This window comes from Mogibacterium diversum, assembly GCF_938028775.1.
GTDB classification, from domain to species: domain Bacteria; phylum Bacillota; class Clostridia; order Peptostreptococcales; family Anaerovoracaceae; genus Mogibacterium; species Mogibacterium diversum_A.
On record NZ_CALIZG010000024.1, the window covers coordinates 201313 to 221195 of the forward strand.

Genomic DNA, 19883 nt, shown 5'->3' on the forward strand with positions numbered 1-19883 from the left:
CTTAGCGAGATGGGTACGATGTACCCATCTTTTTCTTAGAAAATCAAACAACCTGACTAAATCGAAAATCGATAGTCAGGTTGCACTATAAGTCCGTATTAAAATTAGTTGAGAACCTCTACTCCGTCGAAGTTAACCCCGATCATCTCTTCGAGCTCAGCACTGATGCTGATTACAAAGTCGATGCCATAATCCTTTGAGATATCCTTAATCTTTGAAAGGAAGCTTGGAAGCATCTCTAGAGAGAAATCAGCATGTCTCATGATACCGTCCAAGAATATTGTCTGGATGTCATTGTCAGAACTGATGATACCGAATAGAAATCCGATATACTCATCCTCATTAGTTATGTGAACAAAATCCTCCATGCAGATTACACGAATCTTGTAGTCTAAATCATAGATAAGTCTGGAATTTTTGTTAATAAATACGGTGCTACCCTTGGTCTCCTCGACACTTGCGTTAGCTAGCTCGATCATTTTCTTGGTCTTACCCTTACCCTTATGTCCTACCAATAATTTAACCATGGAATCGTCCTCCTTTATTTTCTTTTTTTGATTATACAATACCCGAATTTGTATATCAACAAATCCGGGTATCGAATTTAATTAGTATTTAAAACTAGTCACTATTTTGCTTCTGCAGCTTTCTCAGCGTCGAGTTTCTTAACAACTTCATCGATTCTGTGTGCGACCTCGATAAAGTCTTCCTCGACGAATCCTCTTGTTGTCATCGGTGCTGTACCGACTCTAACACCGCTAGTCTGCATTGGAGAACGCTTCTCGTTAGGAACGCAGTTCTTGTTAAGAGTTATGCCAACCTCATCGCATGCATTCTGGAGATCCTTACCAGAGAATGCTTTATCTGAAAGGTCGATTAGGAATACGTGGTTATCTGTTCCTCCAGTTACAATTGTATATCCTAGCTTGAGCATTTCGTCAGCAAATGCTGCGCAGTTCTTTACAACCTGTGCTGCATATTCCTTGAATTCAGGTCTTAATGCTTCCTCAGCGCAAACAGCTTTTCCAGCGATGATGTGCTCAAGCGGACCACCCTGTGCGAATGGGAATACTGCGCTATCGATTTTCTTAGCGAGCTCTTCCCTGCAGAAAATCATTCCACCTCTTGGTCCTCTAAGTGTCTTATGGGTTGTTGTTGTGATGATATCAGCATATCCAAATGGGGATGGATGTACTCCACCAGCAACGAGACCAGCAATATGAGCCATGTCTACCATGAATAGTGCATCAACGCTCTTTGCAATCTCAGCGAATTTCTCAAAATCGATGATTCTTGAGTAAGCACTAGCACCCGTTAGTATCAGCTTAGGCTGGAGTTCTTTCGCCTTCTTCTCTAGGTCTTCCATATCGATGAATCCATTATCATCAACGTTATAGAAATGAACATCGAAGAATTTGCCGCTGAAGTTAACCGATGAACCGTGAGTCAGATGTCCACCGTTGTCTAGGTTTAGTGAAAGGATTGTATCACCTGGCTCTAGTACTGCGTTGTATGCCGCGAAGTTAGCCTGCGAACCACTGTGAGGCTGCACATTTACATGATAATCTGTATTGAATACCTCTCTCCACTTATCGCAGCAGTATTCTTCAAGTTCATCAACGTACCTTGTTCCGCCGTAGTATCTTCCCTTGTTTCCGGAATGTCTATCAACTGGCTTTGCAGGATATCCTTCTGCATACTTCCATGATAAACAGCTTCCGCAAGCAGCAAGAACTGCTTCTGAACAGTAGTTCTCAGATGCGATTAGCTCCACGTTGTTCTTCTGTCTGTTGTACTCCTTCTCAACTAGAGCAGCAACTGTAGGAGATGTCTTTGCAATTTCAGCGATATTCTCTAAGTTATATCTGCTGTCATCGTAGCCATTTCTGTCAAACATTAATTTTCCCGTCCTTTCGATTGAAAAAAATTCTTATATCTCCAATAAGATATATGGATCCTAAAAAGAGCATCACGTCTGCACCAGACGACAGTGCCCTATCAAAGGCTGTTTCTTCATCGCTGATAGCTGTCACAGCGATATTTTCATCTTCGAGTAATTTCTTTAGCTTCTCTGCTTTAAGAGCTCTTGGACTAACTGGTTCAGTTACAATAACCTCATTAGCATCTACTGCAGTAAGTCCTGAACGGAGTATCTCAGTCATATCCTGATACTCCTTATCTCCAAAGCACCCGAAGACCGTAATTATTCTCTTGTTCTTGAATATAGTTTCTCTAAGCTTCTTAAGTGTCTCCATAGCAGCTTTGAGCCCTTGAGGATTGTGCGAACCATCTATAACTATGTATGGATTGTTCTTGAGAATCTCAAAGCGTCCCATATTTCTTGCACTTGTTAGACCCTCACGCATCTCTGATTCATCGATATCTATTAGCATGCGATCCCGCATACTCTTTACAGCAAGTAACGCTGTTATGGCATTCCTAATCTGATGTTCCCCGATGAGGCTTATCTTTACGCCATCCATTTTGACTTTGTCAGTTCCATCACTAACTTCAAAATCGAAGTCCATAAATTCAGAATAATCATTTATGCTGTATTTGGCAAGAGAAGCATCAATAAATTTTGCATTCTTTTCCTTAGCGACATCGGATATGACCTCTTTTACCTCAAGCTCAGAAGATTCAGATATAACAGGTACACCCTCCTTGATAATTCCAGCCTTAGCCTCAGCAATCTTAGAGAGCGTGTCCCCGAGCATATCGACGTGGTCAAATCCTATCTGTGTAATCACTGAAACCAGAGGATTTAAAATGACATTTGTCATATCCATCTTACCACCAATCCCAGTCTCCAGGATCACTATGTCAGGTGATTGTTCTTTAAAATATAGCAAAGCCGTTGATGTCAGTATCTCGAACTCAGAGAAGTATCCATATCCCTCGTCATTAACTTGTTCCGCAAAGGACATCACATATGTTGCAATCCTACAGAAATCATCATCACTGATATAGTTCCTGTCTATATCGAAGCGCTCATTGTACTCCATAACATGGGGAGACGTGAACACCCCTACAGAATACCCAGCAGCACGCAGCATAAATGCTATAAACTGGCATACAGAACCTTTACCATTCGTGCCTGCAACATGGACAAATTTTAAGTCTTCTTCAGGGTTACCTAATAACTCGAGAAGCCTTTTCATCCTTGAAAGTCCAATCGGGCCTCTCTTAGCTGTCATTTCCCAAATGCGCCGTATAACCGCCTCACTCGCTTTATTTGGCACTTGCTTCACCCATGGACTCAAGTCTCTTGATAACTGTTTCTAGCATCTCACGGTACTTGTCGCCCTTCTGTTTCTCCTCCTCAACCACTGATGCCGGAGCCTTTGCGACAAAACCTTGGTTAGAGAGCTTCTTGTCTACACGAGCAACCTCACCCTCGAGCCTCTTCTTCTCCTTCTCAAGTCTCTCGCGTTCTGCTTCGAAGTCAACCAGATCAGCTAATGGAATCAGGAGTTCCCCTCCAGTGAATACCGCTGAAACTACCCCATCTGGAGTTTCGCTATCAGTTCCTTCAACAGTTATGTCAACAACATTAGCAATCTTCTTTATGTGGGCAGAAATCGCTTCTACTGTATCCTTAAGCGCATCCGTCTTGACGATCAGATTAAGCTTGCGACTAGGTGCAGCATCTACTTCTGTTCTAGCATTTCTGATTGCTTTGATGATTTCTTTAGCAGTCTCAATTCTTGAAACAGATTCATAGTATGTCTTTCTTTCGTCATAAATCGGCCACGATGAAGTGATTAGCAAGTCATCATCGTCATTTGAATCGCCTGCTTCTGCTGGTAAATATCCCCATATTTCCTCTGTAATAAACGGCATAAATGGGTGTAGCAATTTAAGTAAATCCTTGAGGACGCTCTGCAGAACGAATCTTGCAGTTGCCTTATCCTCTTCATCATCACTCCATAATCTCGCTTTAACAAGTTCAATATACCAGTCGCAATATTCATCCCAGATGAGTTCATAAACCTTTTGACCTGCAAGCCCTAGTTCAAACTTTTCCAGTGAATTTGTGATATCAGCAGTAGCTTCATTTACGCGGGAGATAATCCATTTGTCCTCATCTCTAAGCATTGCATTCTCAGCAGTTGCCACCTGTAATGGATTTCCTTCGTCATCCAGAAGATTCATAATTGTAAATCTCGATGCGTTCCAAAGCTTATTAGCAAAATTACGCGAGGACTCGAGTCTATCCCAGATAAATCTCGTATCATTACCAGGTGTAATACCTGTAATGAGCATAAACCTGAGAGCATCTGCACCAACCTTATCGATTACTTCAAGCGGATCGATTCCGTTGCCAAGAGACTTACTCATCTTTCTACCCTGTTCATCGCGAACGAGTCCATGTAGGAATACATATTCAAATGGTGGTTCTCCCATAGCCTCACACCCTGAGAATACCATTCTGATAACCCAGAAGAACAGAATGTCATATCCCGTAACCATTACTGAATTAGGATAGAAGTAGTCGAGTTCCGGCGTTTTATCAGGCCACCCTAGCGTAGAGAAAGGCCACAGTCCAGAGCTGAACCATGTATCTAACACATCCTCATCCTGATGTAAATGAGCGCATCCGCACTTAGGGCATGCACTTGGCATAGTGCGACTTACGACGATCTCTCCGCAGTCATCGCAGTAGTATGCAGGTATTCTATGACCCCACCATAGCTGCCTCGATATGCACCAGTCATGAATATCATTTAGCCAATTTAGGTAAATCTTCTCAAATCTCTCAGGAACGTGCTTTAGCTTTCCAGATTTTGCAACCTCTACCGCTGGTTTAGCGAGATCCTCCATCTTAACGAACCATTGGTCTGAAAGCTTTGGTTCAATGGCATTGTGACATCTATAGCACTTTCCTACCGGAATAGTAAGCTCTTCAATCTTAACAAGGAAGCCGGCTTCCTCAAGATCATGCACCCATGCCTTACGGCACTCATATCTGTCCATACCTTCGTATTTTCCAGCTAGTTCATTCATCGTGGCATCATCATTCATACAGGACATGATTTCTAGATTATGTCTCTGACCTACGAGGAAATCGTTAGCATCGTGAGCAGGTGTAATCTTTACAGCACCTGTACCTTTATCTGGGTCTGGATACTCATCAGCAATAACTGGAATCTCCCTATTTAAAATAGGTAAAATTACAGTCTTACCTACTAACTCCTTATATCTATCATCTTCGGGGCTAACCGCAATTGCAACATCACCAAACATAGTCTCCGGCCTAGATGTCGCAACGGTAATTCCCTCTCCACCGTCCTTTGCAGGGTAACGGAAATACCAGTACTTACCATTCTCATCCTCATGTTCAACTTCAGCATCTGAAAGGGATGTCATGCAGTCAGGACACCAATTTACAAGTCTATTTCCCTTATATATCATGCCTTTATCATACAGCCTGATAAAAAGCTCTGTAACCGCCTTGTTACAGCCCTCGTCCATCGTAAAACGTTCTCTGCGCCAATCACAGGAATCTCCGAGCTTGCGGCACTGCTTCGTAATCCTGCCGCCATATTCTTCCTTCCACTTCCATGCGCGCTCGAGGAATGCCTCTCTACCTATGTCCTTCTTATCCTTGCCAGTCTCTTCACGAAGAGCATTGTTGACCTTAACCTCTGTTGCGATACTTGCATGATCGCTGCCAGGTAGCCAGAGCGCACTATAGCCCTGCATTCTCCTCCATCTGATGAGGATATCCTGAAGCGTCTGATCAAGAGCATGACCCATATGGAGTTGCCCTGTGATATTTGGTGGTGGCATTACTATGCAGTATGGTTTCTTGTCCCTGTCTACCTCTGCATTAAAAGAGCCATGCTCCTCCCACATCTCATAAATACGATCTTCAAAACTCTTTGGATCGTATGTTTTAGCAAGATTTCTACCCATTTTTTACTCCTAAATTCCTATTATCGTTAATCTATCTCAGTAGCTAAATAGTTTCAGCTACATAATAATCTTCTCAACACCATGTGCACTATCTTTCTATTCCTCAGAAAAAACCTCGTGCCTGATATTCTCCATCATATTATCGACATCAGCGAGAATCTCTGAGCAGATTTTTAGCTTATTCTGAAGATCGTCACTCAGCGCACCTTCATTCTTATACTTTAGCTCATGTTCCAAACTTGCCCAGGTATCCATGGCGATGCTCCGGAACTGCATCTCAACTGGAATCGATACTTTCTTGCTAACAAGAAAGATCGGTACCTCAATAACAACATGCAAGCTTCTATAACCGCTCTCCTTTGGATTTGAACTATAATCTTTAATCCTGATAAGCTTTATATCCTCTTGTTTCAGCAATAAACTTGATAGCCGATATATATCGTTTCGATAGTTGCAAACTACTCTTACACCCGCTATATCGTAAATCTGTTTTCTAATCTCAGATATGTTGTTAAGCGGATCCTCTATCCCATATCGCTCGGCCTTTTCAAACAAGCTATTAACAGATTTTAGTCTATACTGAATGTGATGTATAGGACCATGATCATCTTGTTGCTTGAAATCATCATCTAAAATCTCCAGCTTAGTGGAAATCTCTTTTATCGCCGCCTCATACTCGAGCCTTATGTCAGCGATTTCCTTAAAAAAGGCGTCCTTATCTCGCACAAGCTCAAGCTTGTTTTTACTCAGTCTTTCAGGATTAAGTATTTCATTAGTAATATTCATTCCCACCTTATGCCCTTCAAAACTTTCGGTCAAAATACGACCTTAAAATATCTTATGTTTAGGCCCGTTCTGCCGCTTTTACGACATTTCGAAGTAGCAAAGCAGTTGTAACTGTACCTACTCCGCCTGGAACAGGAGAGTAGCTTAGTGACTTAGGCATGCCTTCAGCTTCCAGTGCGCCAGAGTCAAAGTCTCCAGCAAGTTTTCCATCCTTACCTGTGCCAGTGCCGACATCTATGATCATCTGCCCATCATGGAATAGTTCAGGGCTATATGACTCAATCTGACCTGTTGCAAGTACAACAACATCCGCTCTTTCACAAGCTTCTCTAAGATTCTCATCAGTAGTTTTCGTGTGGCAAACTGTAACTGTGGCATTTGCATTCATCATCATGAGCATAAGTGGCTTTCCAACTCTCATGCTTCTGCCAACAATCGTTACTTGCTTTCCCTTTAAATCAACCCCATAAAATTTTAGTATCTCCATGCAGGATTCCGCTGTGCATGCGTAAAATGCATTAGGATCGTTTGCAAAAAGGTTTGCATAGGAAGCATCTGTAATCGCATCTATGTCCTTTGCTGGGTCAAGAAGTGCACGCAAACGTTCGCCATCGATTGACTTAGGAAAAGGCATCAGCATGATAATGCCGTCAATATTATCGTCGGTATTAAGCCTTTCAAGCTCCTCCTCGGCAGTGCTCTGAGAGACAGCCTCATCTAGCACAACTGACTCACAGTCTATACCATACTTGCCAGCTCTCTTGATAATAGCTCCCTCATAGTATTTCTCTCCGTCATCTTCGCCAATTCTAAAGGTGGCAATCTTTGGTGTATTACCAGCTTTAGTCAGCAGTTCAACTCTTGAAATAATATCCTGATCTATCGCATCCCTAACGGGAGCGCCTTTTAACAATGTATGCATATCTGATGTTTCCTCCGCATTTTTAACGTGTAAAACCATTTAATATTATAGCATAATGACAAAAGAATTAGTATATTCTTTAAGCTAAACAACAAAAGTGTTATCGCATAAAATATACGATAACACTCATTATTGCAATTAATTAAAATCTCATAAGCACTACTATACTCGTAAGACCCAGTACTATTTGCTATTTATCGCTGCTTTTGCAAGTGCATCAGCCATGTCGTTATACTTATCTCCCGAATGTCCTTTTACTTTCACGAAATTGATTCTCATATTCTTTCGGCATTCACGTATATAACTTTTGTAAGCCTTTGTCATATCGAGATTTGCCTTCCACTCATCATCAGCCCATTTCCCTACGCCTAGATAGTCATGGTAAATTACCACTGAATCGATCCCTTGCTTCTTACAGTACTCAATTGCCAGCTCTGCACCTTTGATTTCGCCAGCGACATTTCTTAGTTTACTACCTGCTTCATCTGTATAGAGCTTGTTTAGCTCTACAGTCTTTCCATCTACGAGGATTACCGCACCAGAAGCGTAGTTCCCCGTTGCGACATCATAGCTGCCATCGACATACGCCTTTACAGCATAGCCATCTTCTAGTGGTGCGGATGCTTTTTCTTCATATGCATAGATATCAGAGGTTAACTTCATGCTTTCAAGCACTTCTGGACCTACAAAACTCTCTGCTTCGCTTAGTCTTTCAAATCCCTTGTATTTAGAGTTCGGATATCCGTCAACCTGCATCTTACACTCATCCCAAGTACCATAGATGCCCGGAATCCTTCCTACCTTTACAGCATAAAACTTTTTCTTTGACACCTTACTATCCTCGTTTGCCTCGAACTTTTTTAGAAATGATTTGCGATGAACCGGAGAGATTCCAAGAGCGCGTAGACCGTCATAATGAGCAGCCGTTCCGTATCCCTTGTTGCTGGCGAACCCATATCCCGGGTATTCACCATCAAGCTCCTTCATAAACGAATCTCTCGCAACTTTTGCGACTATCGACGCTGCTGCGATAGAGTAGCATGTTGCATCGCCCTTAATGATCGGTTTTTGTGGTATCCCCTCAGACTCAAGGTCAACCGCATCAACTAACAGCATTTCTATTTTCTCACCTTCAGGAAGTTTGTCCTGAACTTCCTTTATAGCTCTATGCATAGCAAGCTTTGTAGCATTAAGGATATTAATTTCATCGATTTCCTTCGCAGTTGCGACACCAATCCCATATGCTATAGCACATTCACAGATTTTCTGGCTAAGCATATCTCTCTGCTTTTCAGTAACCTTCTTGGAATCGTCAACTCCAGGCACTCTAAAATCCGCTGGGAGCACAACGCATGCCGCATAAACGGGCCCCGCAAGTGGTCCACGACCAACCTCATCTATGCCCGCTATAATCTTTACACCTGATTTGCGTAGCTCATCTTCAATCTGAAGCAGCTCCTGCATCCTAATCTTTTTCTTTTCTTCACGTTCTTGCTTCGTCATAGTTAGACACTCTTCTCATACATACGTTTATACCCTAACAACATGCCAATTTATTTGAGCACTGGTCTTTCTAGTGTAATATTCCCTATTGTTCCCGCTCTAAATTCATCTAAAATTGCACGGCCAGTTCTCTCATAGTCTATGCGCTTACCAGCCTGAATAAATCCTCTTTTCAAAGCAATTGACTCCATATCACAAAGCACCGGATCTAAAGCCTCGCCATACTCGTTATACACATCTTCGTCTTCGCTCATAAGACCGTCAATCTTATATCTTGCGATGAGTTCTTCTGGGTAGTTTTCTCTTAAAACCTTAAGTAGTTCATATGCTAGGTCTTGTACATTTAGAATCTCATCCTTGATGCTTCCACAAAAAGCGAGATTTAACCCCACATGTGGATCTTCGAACTTCGGCCAGAGAATTCCCGGTGTATCGAGAAGTTGCATGCCATTCTCCAGTGTAACCCATTGTTTTCCCTTTGTTACACCTGGTCTATCTCCAGTCTTGGCACTTTTCTTTCCAATGAGTCTATTAATAAACGAGGACTTACCTACGTTAGGAACACCTACAATCATCATTCTAAGAGGCCTCCTTAGAGAGCGCTCCTTGTTTCTCTCCTGCTGAAGCTTATCAAGAATTTTATAAAAAGCTTTTATATTTTCTCCATTTCTGGAATCAACAGGCAGTGCAGTATCTCCACTCGACTCAAAGTAAGCTTTCCACTCATCCGTTACACGCTTGTCAGCAAGATCGCATTTACCTAGAATAACCACGCGCTTTTTCCCCGAAATCAATTCATCGATAATAGGGTTTCTACTGGAAAGCGGAATTCTGCTGTCCACTATTTCAACTACGAGATCCACAGCCTTTAAGTTCTCTTGGATGAGCTCTCGAGTTTTTTTCATATGTCCGGGATACCAATTAATGTTATTAATCATAATTTCTCCTAAGAAAAATGCATACCGCAGCAATATGCTGAGGTATGCATTATTATCCTTGCTCGTAAGCTAAGACTATTTTGCCTTCTTGATTCTAGCAGCCTTACCTGTTCTCTCACGCATGTAATTAAGCTTAGCTCTTCTAACACGGCCCTTCTTAACTACCTCAATCTTGTCAACCTTAGGTGAGTGCATTGGGAAAGTCTTCTCAACACCGATTCCCTGTGCAAGTCTTCTTACAGTGAAAGTCTGAGAAATGCCGCCATTCTGCATCTTGAGCACATAGCCTTCGAATACCTGGATTCTCTCTCTCTGACCCTCGATAATCTTAACATGTACCTTTACAGTATCACCGACATTGAACTCAGGAACATCATTCTTCTTATAATCCTGAGTAATCTGATCTAAAATATTCATCGTTATTCCTCCTCTCTCTCAAAGACGTTCGTAGCATGTTTCTTCATCGAGCTCTGCCCGTTACTTGCATAGCTAGAGGACCGTCCGTAATAACTTTTGTATGATATCATACCAATGCTCGTATTGCAAGGGTTAAAAGTGTTTCTATTAAATAGCCCGATAACGCGGGCTTCATTTTATGCTCTTGGATGTGTCCTGCTGTATACGTCTTTTATTCTAATATTCGTCACAGATAGATAAGCAATACCTACAGACATATCATCAAATCCCATAAGCTCCTGAAGTGTCTTGAGATCGCCACCATTCTGCAGAATATGTACTGCGAAGCTATTTCTTAGAATCTGTGGAGTCATACGGTCTTCTATACCTATCATCGCACCGTATTCCTTCAGCATCTTCCAAATTCCCTGCCTGGTCAGAGGCTGTCCTCTAAAATTGATAAACACATAGCTATCATCCGTAACCTCTGTACGAGCCAGACCCGAATATGCCGTATCTCTGTACCTTCTAAGAGCTTTCTGCGCATACGAACCTAACGGTACGATTCTGCTCTCTCCCTCGCCATCTCGAAGAGTTACAAAATTCATCTTGAGATTAACATCTTCGAACTTTAGACGCACGACCTCAGTTACTCTAGCGCCCGTTCCATACATGAACTCAAATAGAGCTGTATCCCTAATTCCTTTTACAGTCTGATCTGGCAGCGATAGAAGCTTCTCAACCTCTTCAATTGACAAGAATTCAATCTGTCTCTTATCATTCTTTGCAGATTTAATCTTAGAGAAAGGATTCTCCGTCACTTCACCAGTTTCAATCCCATAATCGTAAAATGTTCTGAGTGATGAAAGTTTGCGATTGATTGTCGCTTTAGATTTGCTTGCATTATTTAACTCTAAGATATATGCAATTGAATCGCTCTCTTTGCATTCTGCAAGATCTCTACCACTATGACACTCAAGGAATTTCGCAAATGAGATAACGTCCCTCTTGTAAGCCACTAAAGTATTATCAGCTTTGCCTTTTGTATCCCTTAGATACGTAATAAATTCATTAATCATAACCTAACCCCCCGTTATAATTATATGCACCCGGTTTAGATAATTCCCGCACTTCTAGCAAACAGTACACCTGCAACCGTCTTGCCATCTTCAATATCCCCGGACATTATCCTTCTAATGACCTCATCAGGTGCCATCTGAACGATATCGATATCCTCTGTCTCATCGAAATCGGTTTTCCCTGGGCTGAGATTACGACAAGCATAAAACTCAAGTATCTCTTCAGAATATCCAACGCATGGAGCCATTCGAAAGAGCTTAACCATTTGTCCCGCTGAATATCCTGTCTCTTCTCTGAGTTCACGCTTTGCTGCGTCCTCGAACGACTCTCCAGGATCAACTTTCCCTGCCGGAAGTTCAATAACCTGTCTTCTGAGAGCCTGTCGCCATTGTTTTACAAATACTATTTTTCCATCTTCTGTAATCGGTATAAGTACTGCAGCTCCCCCATGCACAACAATATCTCTATACGAGATCTTATCATTGACTGCTAAAATCTTATCCCTTCTAATGTCAAAAATCTTCCCTTTGTATACAATATCCGACTCTAATGTTTTTTCCTCATAAGCCATAAATATTCCTGCATACCCTCCATTTACTAATATAACTTTATCACAATTTATGTTAATAGCATGCCATTATACTTAAAAAAAACAAAAAAAGCTTGAATTTTCGCTTGAAATTTACGTATTTTCTAAAATTATAAAAAATCCCTCGTAATTTTACTTAAAATCGAGGGATTTTGCAAATTAAAAATTATGTGTTGCTCTCATATTCACACACGCACATGCGCAAGAAATAAGATACGACTTAATAGTATCACCGAAAGATTTTCCCTTCAGCACATCTTTAGTTAGACGAAATTTGAACTAGTAGTGAAAACAAATTTGAACTCACGAATATATAAATGATTTTCATTTAGCCATTTACCCTTAATGGTACTAGTAAAGTCCAAGATTCGTGGCAAATGCATGCATAAATCTCATCTTCCACTTCTTCCATGTGTTGATATGAGCGAAATCATCGAAGCCACCCCCTCTGATTTTGACACTGCTAATAACCCCTTGCCTATAATAATCAGGTATTTCTTCAAGGGCTCTCCTAAGACAATCAAGTTTGACAATTGCGTCATCTATCCTATGATCCTGTCCAGATTCATAATTGGAACTCATTGCGATTTTCTCTAATCGTTCCATATCGCGAATCATCCACACACATTGGTAATAAACTTCTCTCGGCAGACATCGCTCGCCTTCAATTCGATATTGATACTCTTTCATACATATTCCTCCTTTACACATTAAGTCTAAGAAAAAAATATAAAAAAATAAATGGACCCGCATAAACAGGTCCAAAAATTTCTATAAAAGTTATTATTTAATTAGTTTTCATACGTTATTCTCCAGGCTGAAGATAGCTAATATACGGAAGTCCTCTGTACTTCTGATCAAAATCAAGTCCATAACCAATTATAAATAAATCATCGACAGTAAATCCGATATAATCAGCTACAAAACCAGTTGTTCGGCGTGATGGCTTGTCCAGCATTGTGCAAACCTTGATGGTCTTGGGATTTCTCTCCTTAAGCTTTTCAAGCAGGAAAGTAAGAGTAGTACCCGTATCGACTATGTCCTCAATGATAAGTACATTCTTTTGGTATAGGTTCATATCCGTATCCATCTTAATCTTAACGACTCCAGAGCTTGTAGTGCTTGAGCCGTAGCTGCTGGCCTTAATAAAGTCAATGCTCGTATCTATCGTCAGTTCCTTTAATAGATCACACATCCACAGCACAGAGCCCTTAAGAGTACCTATTACTATAAGCTCCTCTCCTTCAAAGTCCGTAGAAATCTGCTTTGCAAGCTCCTTTGCACGCTCTCTAATCTGCTCTTCAGTATATAGGATTTTCCCAAAAATTCCGCTTTCCGAAGCCTTAATATTAGCCATTTGCTCCCTCCACTTTAATAATAATCACGGTATACACTTCTTAAAAAGATTAAATTATTCTATTCTCCGTAGTTTTCCAGCAGTTTCTCGATTTCATCTAATAGAACTTCATGCCCTGATTTCTTGAGCGCACTTACCGGAATAATCTTATCCGCCTTACTCATACCTAAAGTCTTTCGGATTTCTAAGATGTTTTTACTACGCTGATTAGATGATACTTTGTCAGCTTTCGTCGCCACAACGATGCCGTCTAAATCGAAATACTTAAGATAATCATACATCTGAACATCCTGGGCAGAAGGTTTGTGTCTGATATCAACTAGCTGAATCACCTTGAGGAGGCCTTCTCTATTCTCAAGATAGCTTTCCATCATCGCGCCCCACTTTTCAGACTCAGATTTTGATACTCTTGCATAACCATATCCTGGTAAATCGACAATCCTGAACTCATCATTTATCCTATAAAAATTGATAGTTCTAGTCTTGCCAGGGCTGCCGCTAACTCTTGCTAGATTTTTTCTTCTAGTCAGCAAGTTAAGCAGCGATGATTTACCTACATTTGACCTACCCGCAAAAGCTATCTCTGGCACACTAGGTTCAGGGTATTGCATAGGTTTGACTGCGACTGCTTCTAGTTCAGATTTATTTATCTGCATCTCTCATCCTCTTTAACTACTTGCTTTATCCTGTTTTTTGCTCGCCTCATCCTCAAGTATGATCTCTTTAAATGCATCTTCAACTGTCTCGAGGAACACAAAATCAATCTTTTTGCGGACTGATAGCGGTATTTCTTCAGTATCACGCTTATTGTCAGCAGGTAGAAGTATTTTTCTAATCCCCTGCCTGTACGCTGCGAGCACTTTCTCCTTGATTCCACCTACCGGCAGGATTCTACCCCTCAGTGTAATCTCACCAGTCATAGCTACATCTCTTCTAACATTTTTGCCGGACAGTGTAGAAAACAGTGCTGAGCACATCGTCACACCTGCAGATGGTCCATCTTTTGGAGTTGCACCTTCGGGAATATGGACTTGAATATCGTTTTCCTTAAATGTACTATCTGGAATTTCATATTTCGAAGCTACAGATCTGATATAACCCAGAGCTGCCTGAGCCGACTCCTTCATCACGTCCCCCATCTGACCAGTCAGTATGAGTTTTCCGCTTCCCGGCATCTTGATTGTTTCAATCTCAAGGGTTACCCCTCCAACAGCTGTCCATGCCATCCCCGTTGTTACACCAATCTGAGGACTTAAATCATCGAGATCCTCTCTAAATATTTTTTTACCCAGATACTTTTCAAGGTTTCTAGATGTAATTAAGTACCTATGCTTCTTCTCAGTTAAAATATTTTTTGCTACTTTACGGCAAATCGATCCAATTGCACGCTCCAGATTACGAACACCAGCTTCTCTCGTATAGTAGTTGATTATATCGCGAATTGCTGATTCAGAGAACGATAGCTGACTCTTTCTTATAGCATGCTCCTTAAGCTGCTTTGGAATCAGGTAATTCTCTGCAATATGAACCTTTTCCTCCTCGATATAACTTGAGAGTTCAATGACTTCCATTCTATCTAGTAAAGCTCTTGGAATGGTCTGAGTTGTGTTTGCGGTTGTTATAAACATTGCTCTCGATAGATCAAATGGCACTTCAAGATAATGATCTGTAAACGTCTTGTTCTGTTCTGGATCCAGCACTTCTAGCAGTGCGGATGCAGGATCCCCCCTAAAATCGCTTCCAATCTTATCAATCTCATCGAGTAAGAACAGCGGATTATTCGTCCCAGCTTCTATGAAGTTATTGATAACTCTACCAGGAATTGCGCCAACATAGGTGCGTCTATGCCCCCTGATCTCGGCCTCATCACGAACTCCACCTAACGACATCCTCACAAACTCTCTATTAGTAGCATGAGCAATTGACCGAGCTATAGATGTCTTTCCGACGCCCGGAGGTCCAACGAGGCAGATGATGGGTCCCTTTGCTCCTTTTGTAAGGTGCATAACAGCGAGCTGCTCGATAATCCTCTCTTTAACCTTTGTTAGACCGTAATGCTCGTTATTAAGTGTTTTTTCCGCTTTTCTGATGTTCGTATTAACCCTTGACTCTTTGTTCCAAGGAAGCTCCAAAATAGTCTCTATGTAGGTCCTGCTCACGTTTGCATCAGGGCTCATCATATTCATCTTATGGAATTTATTTATCTCCTTGCGGATCTTTTCATCCACCTTCTCATCGAGCCTTAGCTCATCTAGTTTCTTTAGCCATTCATTAACTTCATCCTCAGTGTCATCATCGTTCTCGCCGAGCTCCTCTTTGATTACATTGAGCTGTTCACGAAGATAATACTCACGCTGGCCTTTGTTCATATTTTGCATAACGCGATTGTTTATGCGCTTTGTTAGTGTCAAAACCTCGTTTTCCCTGGAAATTGTCTCAATGAGCTGCTCTATCAACTCATTGACTGAATTCAGCTCTAGTAGCCCTTGCAGAACATCAAACGGCACAGCAAGTTCCCCCGCTATAGTATATGCGAGTTCAACTGGATCATCTACTCCATCTATCAGAGCACGCGCAGCAGCTTCTCCGGAGTTACTCATCTCGACATAACTGAAGTAAGTCTCCTTAAGCACTCTTACAAGAGCCATAACATTTAGCTCATAATTTTCTTCAGAAATAGAATCAAGTACTTCGTAATCGCAATATAGAGTGTCATCTTCGTCATATACTGCAGAAAGCCTAATACGGTTTACACACTCTGCGAGCACTCTCACGTACTCCTCATGGCGCTTTATAACTTGTTTAACACGAATCTCTACACCAGTCGTGAATATATCCTCTTCCTTTGGTGCATTTACAGAAATGTCTCTTTGAGTTGCTACAATGAGATGTTTATCTTCGCTCATAGCAGCATCAAGCGATTTAAGGGACTTGTCTCTTCCGATATCAAATCCAACTATTGTATTTGGAAAGAATGTCTGTCCCCTAAGTGGTATGAATGGTACTCTAACTTTCATACTCCCTCCTTATGTCCCTATACCACAAGACGGCATCAAACATTAATGCCGCCTTGAGATATCATTTGAAATTTTATGCGTCTTTTTCCTTGCTTTCAGAATCTGTCACTAAAACAGGCATGACACCCTTTTCGACAGTCTCTTTAGTGACAATGCACTTGTGCACATCATTTCTTGACGGCAACTCATACATGACATCGGTCATCATGCCCTCAAATATCCCTCGCAGGCCTCTAGCACCTGTCTTAAGCTCAATTGCCTTGTTAGCTATAGCAGAAATTGCCTCTTCTTCAACCTCAAGCTCAATGTTGTCCATAGCAAGCATGGTTGTATACTGTTTAATTAGCGAATTACGAGGCTCCTTCATGATTTTGCTGAGAGCTTCTTCACTCAGTTCATCAAGTGAAACGATTACGGGAAGTCTTCCTATCAGTTCTGGGATAATTCCGAACTTTAGCAAGTCCTCTGGCTCCACCATCGACAAAATCACCTTCTCATCGATATCGTGAGCAGAATCATTTGTACCATTGAAGCCGATAACCTTATTTCCAAGCCTTCGCTTTATTATTGTCGAAAGCCCAGCAAAAGCACCGCCACATATAAATAGCACATCCTTAGTGTCGAAATGGATAAATTCTTGCATTGGGTGCTTTCGTCCGCCTTGAGGTGGTACGTTTGCCACCGTTCCTTCGATGATTTTGAGAAGTGCTTGCTGCACTCCCTCCCCGCTTACATCTCTAGTAATAGATGTATTCTCAGACTTTCGCGCAATCTTATCAATCTCATCGATATAGATTATTCCCTTTTGCGCTCTATCAAGATCACCATCTGCTGCCTGATATAGTCTTAAGAGAATGTTCTCGACATCTTCACCTACATATCCAGCTTCAGTTAGCGACGTAGCATCGACTATTGCAAACGGAACATTGAGGATGCGAGCCATCGTCTGAGCTAGCAGCGTCTTACCGCTACCAGTCGGTCCTAGCATCAAAACATTACTCTTCTGAAGCTCAACTGCATCATTGTTCTTCTCATCTGCATTTTGCTCTAAATATTTAATCCTCTTGTAGTGATTATAAACAGCTACAGCAAGACTCTTTTTTGCAGTTTCCTGATCTATTACATATTCTCCCAGCTCTCTCGCAATCTCCTTTGGAGTTGGTAGCGTAGTCAGCGTCTCATGCACTTCACCCGTCACCCCATCTTCCTTGAGGAGCTCCGAGCAAAGCTCAATGCATTCGTTACAGATATTTACATCCTGACCTACGATTATACGTCTAACCTGGGAGCTAGTCTTGCCACAGAATGAGCAAACTAATTCATTTGGATTATGATTGTTGTCCAAGCTCTACCTCCAGTTATCTGCTCAATTCCTCTCTAGACAGAACCTTATCTACAAGGCCATATTCAACTGCCTCTGAAGCTGACATAAAGTTGTCTCGGTCAGTATCCCTTAAAATCGTTTCATAAGGTTGACCTGTCGCTTCAGAAAGTATCTTATTGAGCTTTTCCTTTGTCTTCTGCATCCACTCTGCCTGAATCTTGATGTCCGATGCCTGGCCCTTAGCTCCGCCAAGTGGCTGGTGAATCATAATCTCAGCATTAGGTAGTGCAAAACGCTTTCCCTTTGTGCCTGCCGTCATGAGGACAGCTCCCATGCTCGCAGCCATCCCGAAGCAGATAGTAGCGATATCAGGCTTAACGTACTTCATCGTATCGTAGATACCCATTCCTGCCGTTACGGAGCCACCTGGTGAATTGATATAAATATTAATATCCTTCTCAGGATCCTCGGCTTCTAGAAACAATAGCTGTGCAACGACAACACTCGCAAGATGATCATCTATTTCTTGGTCAATAAAGATAATCCTATCTTTGAGCAATCTAGAATAGATATCATAGCTGCGCTCGCCGCCGCCAGTCTGTTCAACTACGTAAGGTATTAAACTCACTATGCTTCCTCCCTATGGCAGATATATCTGACTGAGAGCCTACTTGCTCTCCTCTGCCTCTTCCTTCTTTTCAACTAGCTTAGCGTTATCGAACATGAAATCGATAGCCTTGCGTGTCTTTACATCTTCAGCGAAGAATCTGAGATTTTCTTCACCCATAACCTTTTTAACCTGATCGATAGACTGTCCATACTGCTCCGCGAACTTCTGTAGTTCTTCCTCTAGCTCAGCCTCGGTAGCCTCGATACCCTCCTTGGCAACAACTGCTCTGATGAGAATTCTCATAGCAACTCTCTTCTTAGCATCCTCTCTTGCTCCCTCTCTTACATCATTAATTGTCTGTCCGAGAAGCTGCATGTACTGTTCAAGAGATAGTCCCTGGTAAGCGAGCTGCTGATTCATCTCGTTAACCATTCTATCGATTTCTTCTTCTACCATTGCTGCAGGAACTTCAACTTCATTTACTTCACAAAGCTTATCTAGAAGCTCGTTCTTCATCTGAGCTTCGTCTCTATCCTTTGCATTCTTTTCAAGATTCTTCTTTACGTCAGCCTTTAGTTCTGCTAGTGTCTCAAACTCGCTTACATCACTAGCTAGATCATCGTCAATTTCAGGGAGAACTTCTACCTTTATCTCGTGAATTTTTGTCTCAAATAGAGCATCCTTGCCTGCGAGATCCTTTGCATTATAGTTCTCTGGGAATGTAACTCTAACTTCTACTTCCTCACCAGCGTCCTTGCCGATTAGCTGATCTTCAAAGCCTGGGATAAACTGTCCAGAACCTAGCTTAAGTTCAAAGTTCTCAGCCTTTCCACCATCAAAATGCTTTCCATCGATGGATCCATCAAAATCGATAACAACTGTATCACCATCCTGAGTCTTGCGACCTTCAACTGTCTCAAGTCTAGCCTGGCTCTTCTGAATTCTCTCTAGATCTGCATCAACATCTGCATCAGTAACCTCTGATGCAACCTTTGTTACCTCCAGATTCTTGTAATTCTTTACTTCAACCTCTGGGAAGAGCTGAACAGTTGCAGTAACTGTTACGTCTTCACCCTTCTTAACCTCTCCAACCTCAAGCTGTGGATTAGCAACAACCTCAAGGTCAAGTTCTACTACTGCTTCTGGATAAGCCTTGTTGAGCAGACCATTTAAAGCCTCATCATAGAAAATATCCTCGCCGTAGTTATTCTCGATAATCTTTCTAGGCGCCTTGCCCTTACGGAATCCATCAATAGAGAACTTGTCCTTGTTCTTCTTGTATGCATCTACGATAGCATCCTCGAACTCGTCAGCGGTGAATACGAGGGTGAATTTAGCGATGTTATTTTCCTTTGAGATCAGATTAGTGTTCATTATATATCCTCCTAAATTTTGTTCCTTAAATAATTAATGTTGATATTATGTTATACATGTGTAGTCTT

At 41.6% G+C, this 19883-nt stretch carries 18 protein-coding genes; all 18 read right to left on the reverse strand.

Annotated elements, in window-relative coordinates; genetic code table 11:
- Nucleotides 1–104: 104 nt before the first annotated feature.
- The 18 genes from Q7O90_RS07970 to tig all read right to left on the reverse strand — a co-directional run bounded on the left by Q7O90_RS07970 (nucleotide 105) and on the right by tig (nucleotide 19815).
- Nucleotides 105–527: a hypothetical protein gene (locus Q7O90_RS07970; RefSeq protein ID WP_304129193.1), complete on the reverse strand. Its 423-nt coding sequence runs from the start codon at nucleotides 525–527 to the stop codon at nucleotides 105–107.
- 101 nt (nucleotides 528–628) lie between these two features.
- Nucleotides 629–1897 carry a serine hydroxymethyltransferase gene (gene glyA / locus Q7O90_RS07975; protein ID WP_106057107.1) on the reverse strand — a complete coding sequence of 423 codons (1269 nt, stop codon included), beginning with the start codon at nucleotides 1895–1897 and terminating at the stop codon, nucleotides 629–631.
- Nucleotides 1890–3242: a bifunctional folylpolyglutamate synthase/dihydrofolate synthase gene (locus Q7O90_RS07980; protein ID WP_304129195.1), complete on the reverse strand. Its 1353-nt coding sequence runs from the start codon at nucleotides 3240–3242 to the stop codon at nucleotides 1890–1892. Before Q7O90_RS07980 ends, glyA begins: the two co-directional genes overlap by 8 nt.
- Nucleotides 3232–5919 carry a valine--tRNA ligase gene (locus Q7O90_RS07985; RefSeq protein WP_304129197.1) on the reverse strand — a complete coding sequence of 896 codons (2688 nt, stop codon included), beginning with the start codon at nucleotides 5917–5919 and terminating at the stop codon, nucleotides 3232–3234. Before Q7O90_RS07985 ends, Q7O90_RS07980 begins: the two co-directional genes overlap by 11 nt.
- Before the next feature lie 96 nt (nucleotides 5920–6015).
- Entirely contained in the window at nucleotides 6016–6738 is a 723-nt protein-coding gene (locus Q7O90_RS07990) for a GTP pyrophosphokinase (protein ID WP_304129198.1), read from the reverse strand.
- Between the two features lie 25 nt (nucleotides 6739–6763).
- Nucleotides 6764–7627, reverse strand: a complete 864-nt coding sequence (locus tag Q7O90_RS07995; protein WP_304129200.1) for a bifunctional 5,10-methylenetetrahydrofolate dehydrogenase/5,10-methenyltetrahydrofolate cyclohydrolase — start codon at nucleotides 7625–7627, stop codon at nucleotides 6764–6766.
- 183 nt (nucleotides 7628–7810) lie between these two features.
- On the reverse strand, nucleotides 7811–9130 hold the full coding sequence (locus tag Q7O90_RS08000; protein ID WP_304129202.1) for a ribonuclease HII: 1320 nt from the start codon (nucleotides 9128–9130) through the stop codon (nucleotides 7811–7813).
- A gap of 50 nt (nucleotides 9131–9180) precedes the next feature.
- Nucleotides 9181–10068, reverse strand: coding sequence for a ribosome biogenesis GTPase YlqF (gene ylqF, locus Q7O90_RS08005; RefSeq protein WP_304129203.1), 888 nt, complete (start codon nucleotides 10066–10068; stop codon nucleotides 9181–9183).
- A gap of 75 nt (nucleotides 10069–10143) precedes the next feature.
- Nucleotides 10144–10485 carry a 50S ribosomal protein L19 gene (gene rplS / locus Q7O90_RS08010; RefSeq protein WP_273134540.1) on the reverse strand — a complete coding sequence of 114 codons (342 nt, stop codon included), beginning with the start codon at nucleotides 10483–10485 and terminating at the stop codon, nucleotides 10144–10146.
- A 176-nt stretch (nucleotides 10486–10661) separates the two neighbouring features.
- On the reverse strand, nucleotides 10662–11543 hold the full coding sequence (locus Q7O90_RS08015) for a tyrosine-type recombinase/integrase (RefSeq protein WP_304129205.1): 882 nt from the start codon (nucleotides 11541–11543) through the stop codon (nucleotides 10662–10664).
- 35 nt (nucleotides 11544–11578) lie between these two features.
- Nucleotides 11579–12115, reverse strand: a complete 537-nt coding sequence (locus Q7O90_RS08020) for an NUDIX hydrolase (RefSeq protein ID WP_304129207.1) — start codon at nucleotides 12113–12115, stop codon at nucleotides 11579–11581.
- Nucleotides 12116–12484: 369 nt separating this feature from the next.
- Nucleotides 12485–12823, reverse strand: a complete 339-nt coding sequence (locus Q7O90_RS08025) for a hypothetical protein (protein ID WP_304129209.1) — start codon at nucleotides 12821–12823, stop codon at nucleotides 12485–12487.
- A 115-nt stretch (nucleotides 12824–12938) separates the two neighbouring features.
- Entirely contained in the window at nucleotides 12939–13490 is a 552-nt protein-coding gene (hpt, locus tag Q7O90_RS08030) for a hypoxanthine phosphoribosyltransferase (protein ID WP_304129210.1), read from the reverse strand.
- Nucleotides 13491–13549: 59 nt separating this feature from the next.
- On the reverse strand, nucleotides 13550–14146 hold the full coding sequence (gene yihA / locus Q7O90_RS08035) for a ribosome biogenesis GTP-binding protein YihA/YsxC (RefSeq protein ID WP_304129212.1): 597 nt from the start codon (nucleotides 14144–14146) through the stop codon (nucleotides 13550–13552).
- Nucleotides 14147–14158: 12 nt separating this feature from the next.
- Entirely contained in the window at nucleotides 14159–16507 is a 2349-nt protein-coding gene (gene lon, locus Q7O90_RS08040; RefSeq protein WP_304129213.1) for an endopeptidase La, read from the reverse strand.
- Nucleotides 16508–16580: 73 nt separating this feature from the next.
- A complete protein-coding gene (clpX, locus tag Q7O90_RS08045) occupies nucleotides 16581–17852 on the reverse strand; it encodes an ATP-dependent protease ATP-binding subunit ClpX (RefSeq protein WP_304129215.1) in 1272 nt (423 codons plus the stop codon).
- A 13-nt stretch (nucleotides 17853–17865) separates the two neighbouring features.
- Complete coding sequence (gene clpP / locus Q7O90_RS08050; RefSeq protein WP_287300191.1) at nucleotides 17866–18459, reverse strand: ATP-dependent Clp endopeptidase proteolytic subunit ClpP; 594 nt, start codon at nucleotides 18457–18459, stop codon at nucleotides 17866–17868.
- Between the two features lie 39 nt (nucleotides 18460–18498).
- Nucleotides 18499–19815 (reverse strand): trigger factor, encoded by a 1317-nt coding sequence (gene tig, locus Q7O90_RS08055; RefSeq protein WP_304129217.1) that lies wholly within the window; start codon nucleotides 19813–19815, stop codon nucleotides 18499–18501.
- Between the last annotated feature and the right edge of the window lie 68 nt (nucleotides 19816–19883).

Bases quoted from the DNA above. Each gene is read 5' to 3' on its own strand.
- Q7O90_RS07970 (WP_304129193.1), bottom strand. From the start codon at position 527: ATGGTTAAATTATTGGTAGGACATAAGGGTAAGGGTAAGACCAAGAAA.
- glyA (WP_106057107.1), bottom strand. From the start codon at position 1,897: ATGTTTGACAGAAATGGCTACGATGACAGCAGATATAACTTAGAGAAT.
- Q7O90_RS07985 (WP_304129197.1), bottom strand. From the start codon at position 5,919: ATGGGTAGAAATCTTGCTAAAACATACGATCCAAAGAGTTTTGAAGAT.
- Q7O90_RS07995 (WP_304129200.1), bottom strand. From the start codon at position 7,627: ATGCATACATTGTTAAAAGGCGCTCCCGTTAGGGATGCGATAGATCAG.
- Q7O90_RS08000 (WP_304129202.1), bottom strand. From the start codon at position 9,130: ATGACGAAGCAAGAACGTGAAGAAAAGAAAAAGATTAGGATGCAGGAG.
- ylqF (WP_304129203.1), bottom strand. From the start codon at position 10,068: ATGATTAATAACATTAATTGGTATCCCGGACATATGAAAAAAACTCGA.
- rplS (WP_273134540.1), bottom strand. From the start codon at position 10,485: ATGAATATTTTAGATCAGATTACTCAGGATTATAAGAAGAATGATGTT.
- Q7O90_RS08015 (WP_304129205.1), bottom strand. From the start codon at position 11,543: ATGATTAATGAATTTATTACGTATCTAAGGGATACAAAAGGCAAAGCT.
- Q7O90_RS08020 (WP_304129207.1), bottom strand. From the start codon at position 12,115: ATGGCTTATGAGGAAAAAACATTAGAGTCGGATATTGTATACAAAGGG.
- Q7O90_RS08025 (WP_304129209.1), bottom strand. From the start codon at position 12,823: ATGAAAGAGTATCAATATCGAATTGAAGGCGAGCGATGTCTGCCGAGA.
- hpt (WP_304129210.1), bottom strand. From the start codon at position 13,490: ATGGCTAATATTAAGGCTTCGGAAAGCGGAATTTTTGGGAAAATCCTA.
- yihA (WP_304129212.1), bottom strand. From the start codon at position 14,146: ATGCAGATAAATAAATCTGAACTAGAAGCAGTCGCAGTCAAACCTATG.
- lon (WP_304129213.1), bottom strand. From the start codon at position 16,507: ATGAAAGTTAGAGTACCATTCATACCACTTAGGGGACAGACATTCTTT.
- tig (WP_304129217.1), bottom strand. From the start codon at position 19,815: ATGAACACTAATCTGATCTCAAAGGAAAATAACATCGCTAAATTCACC.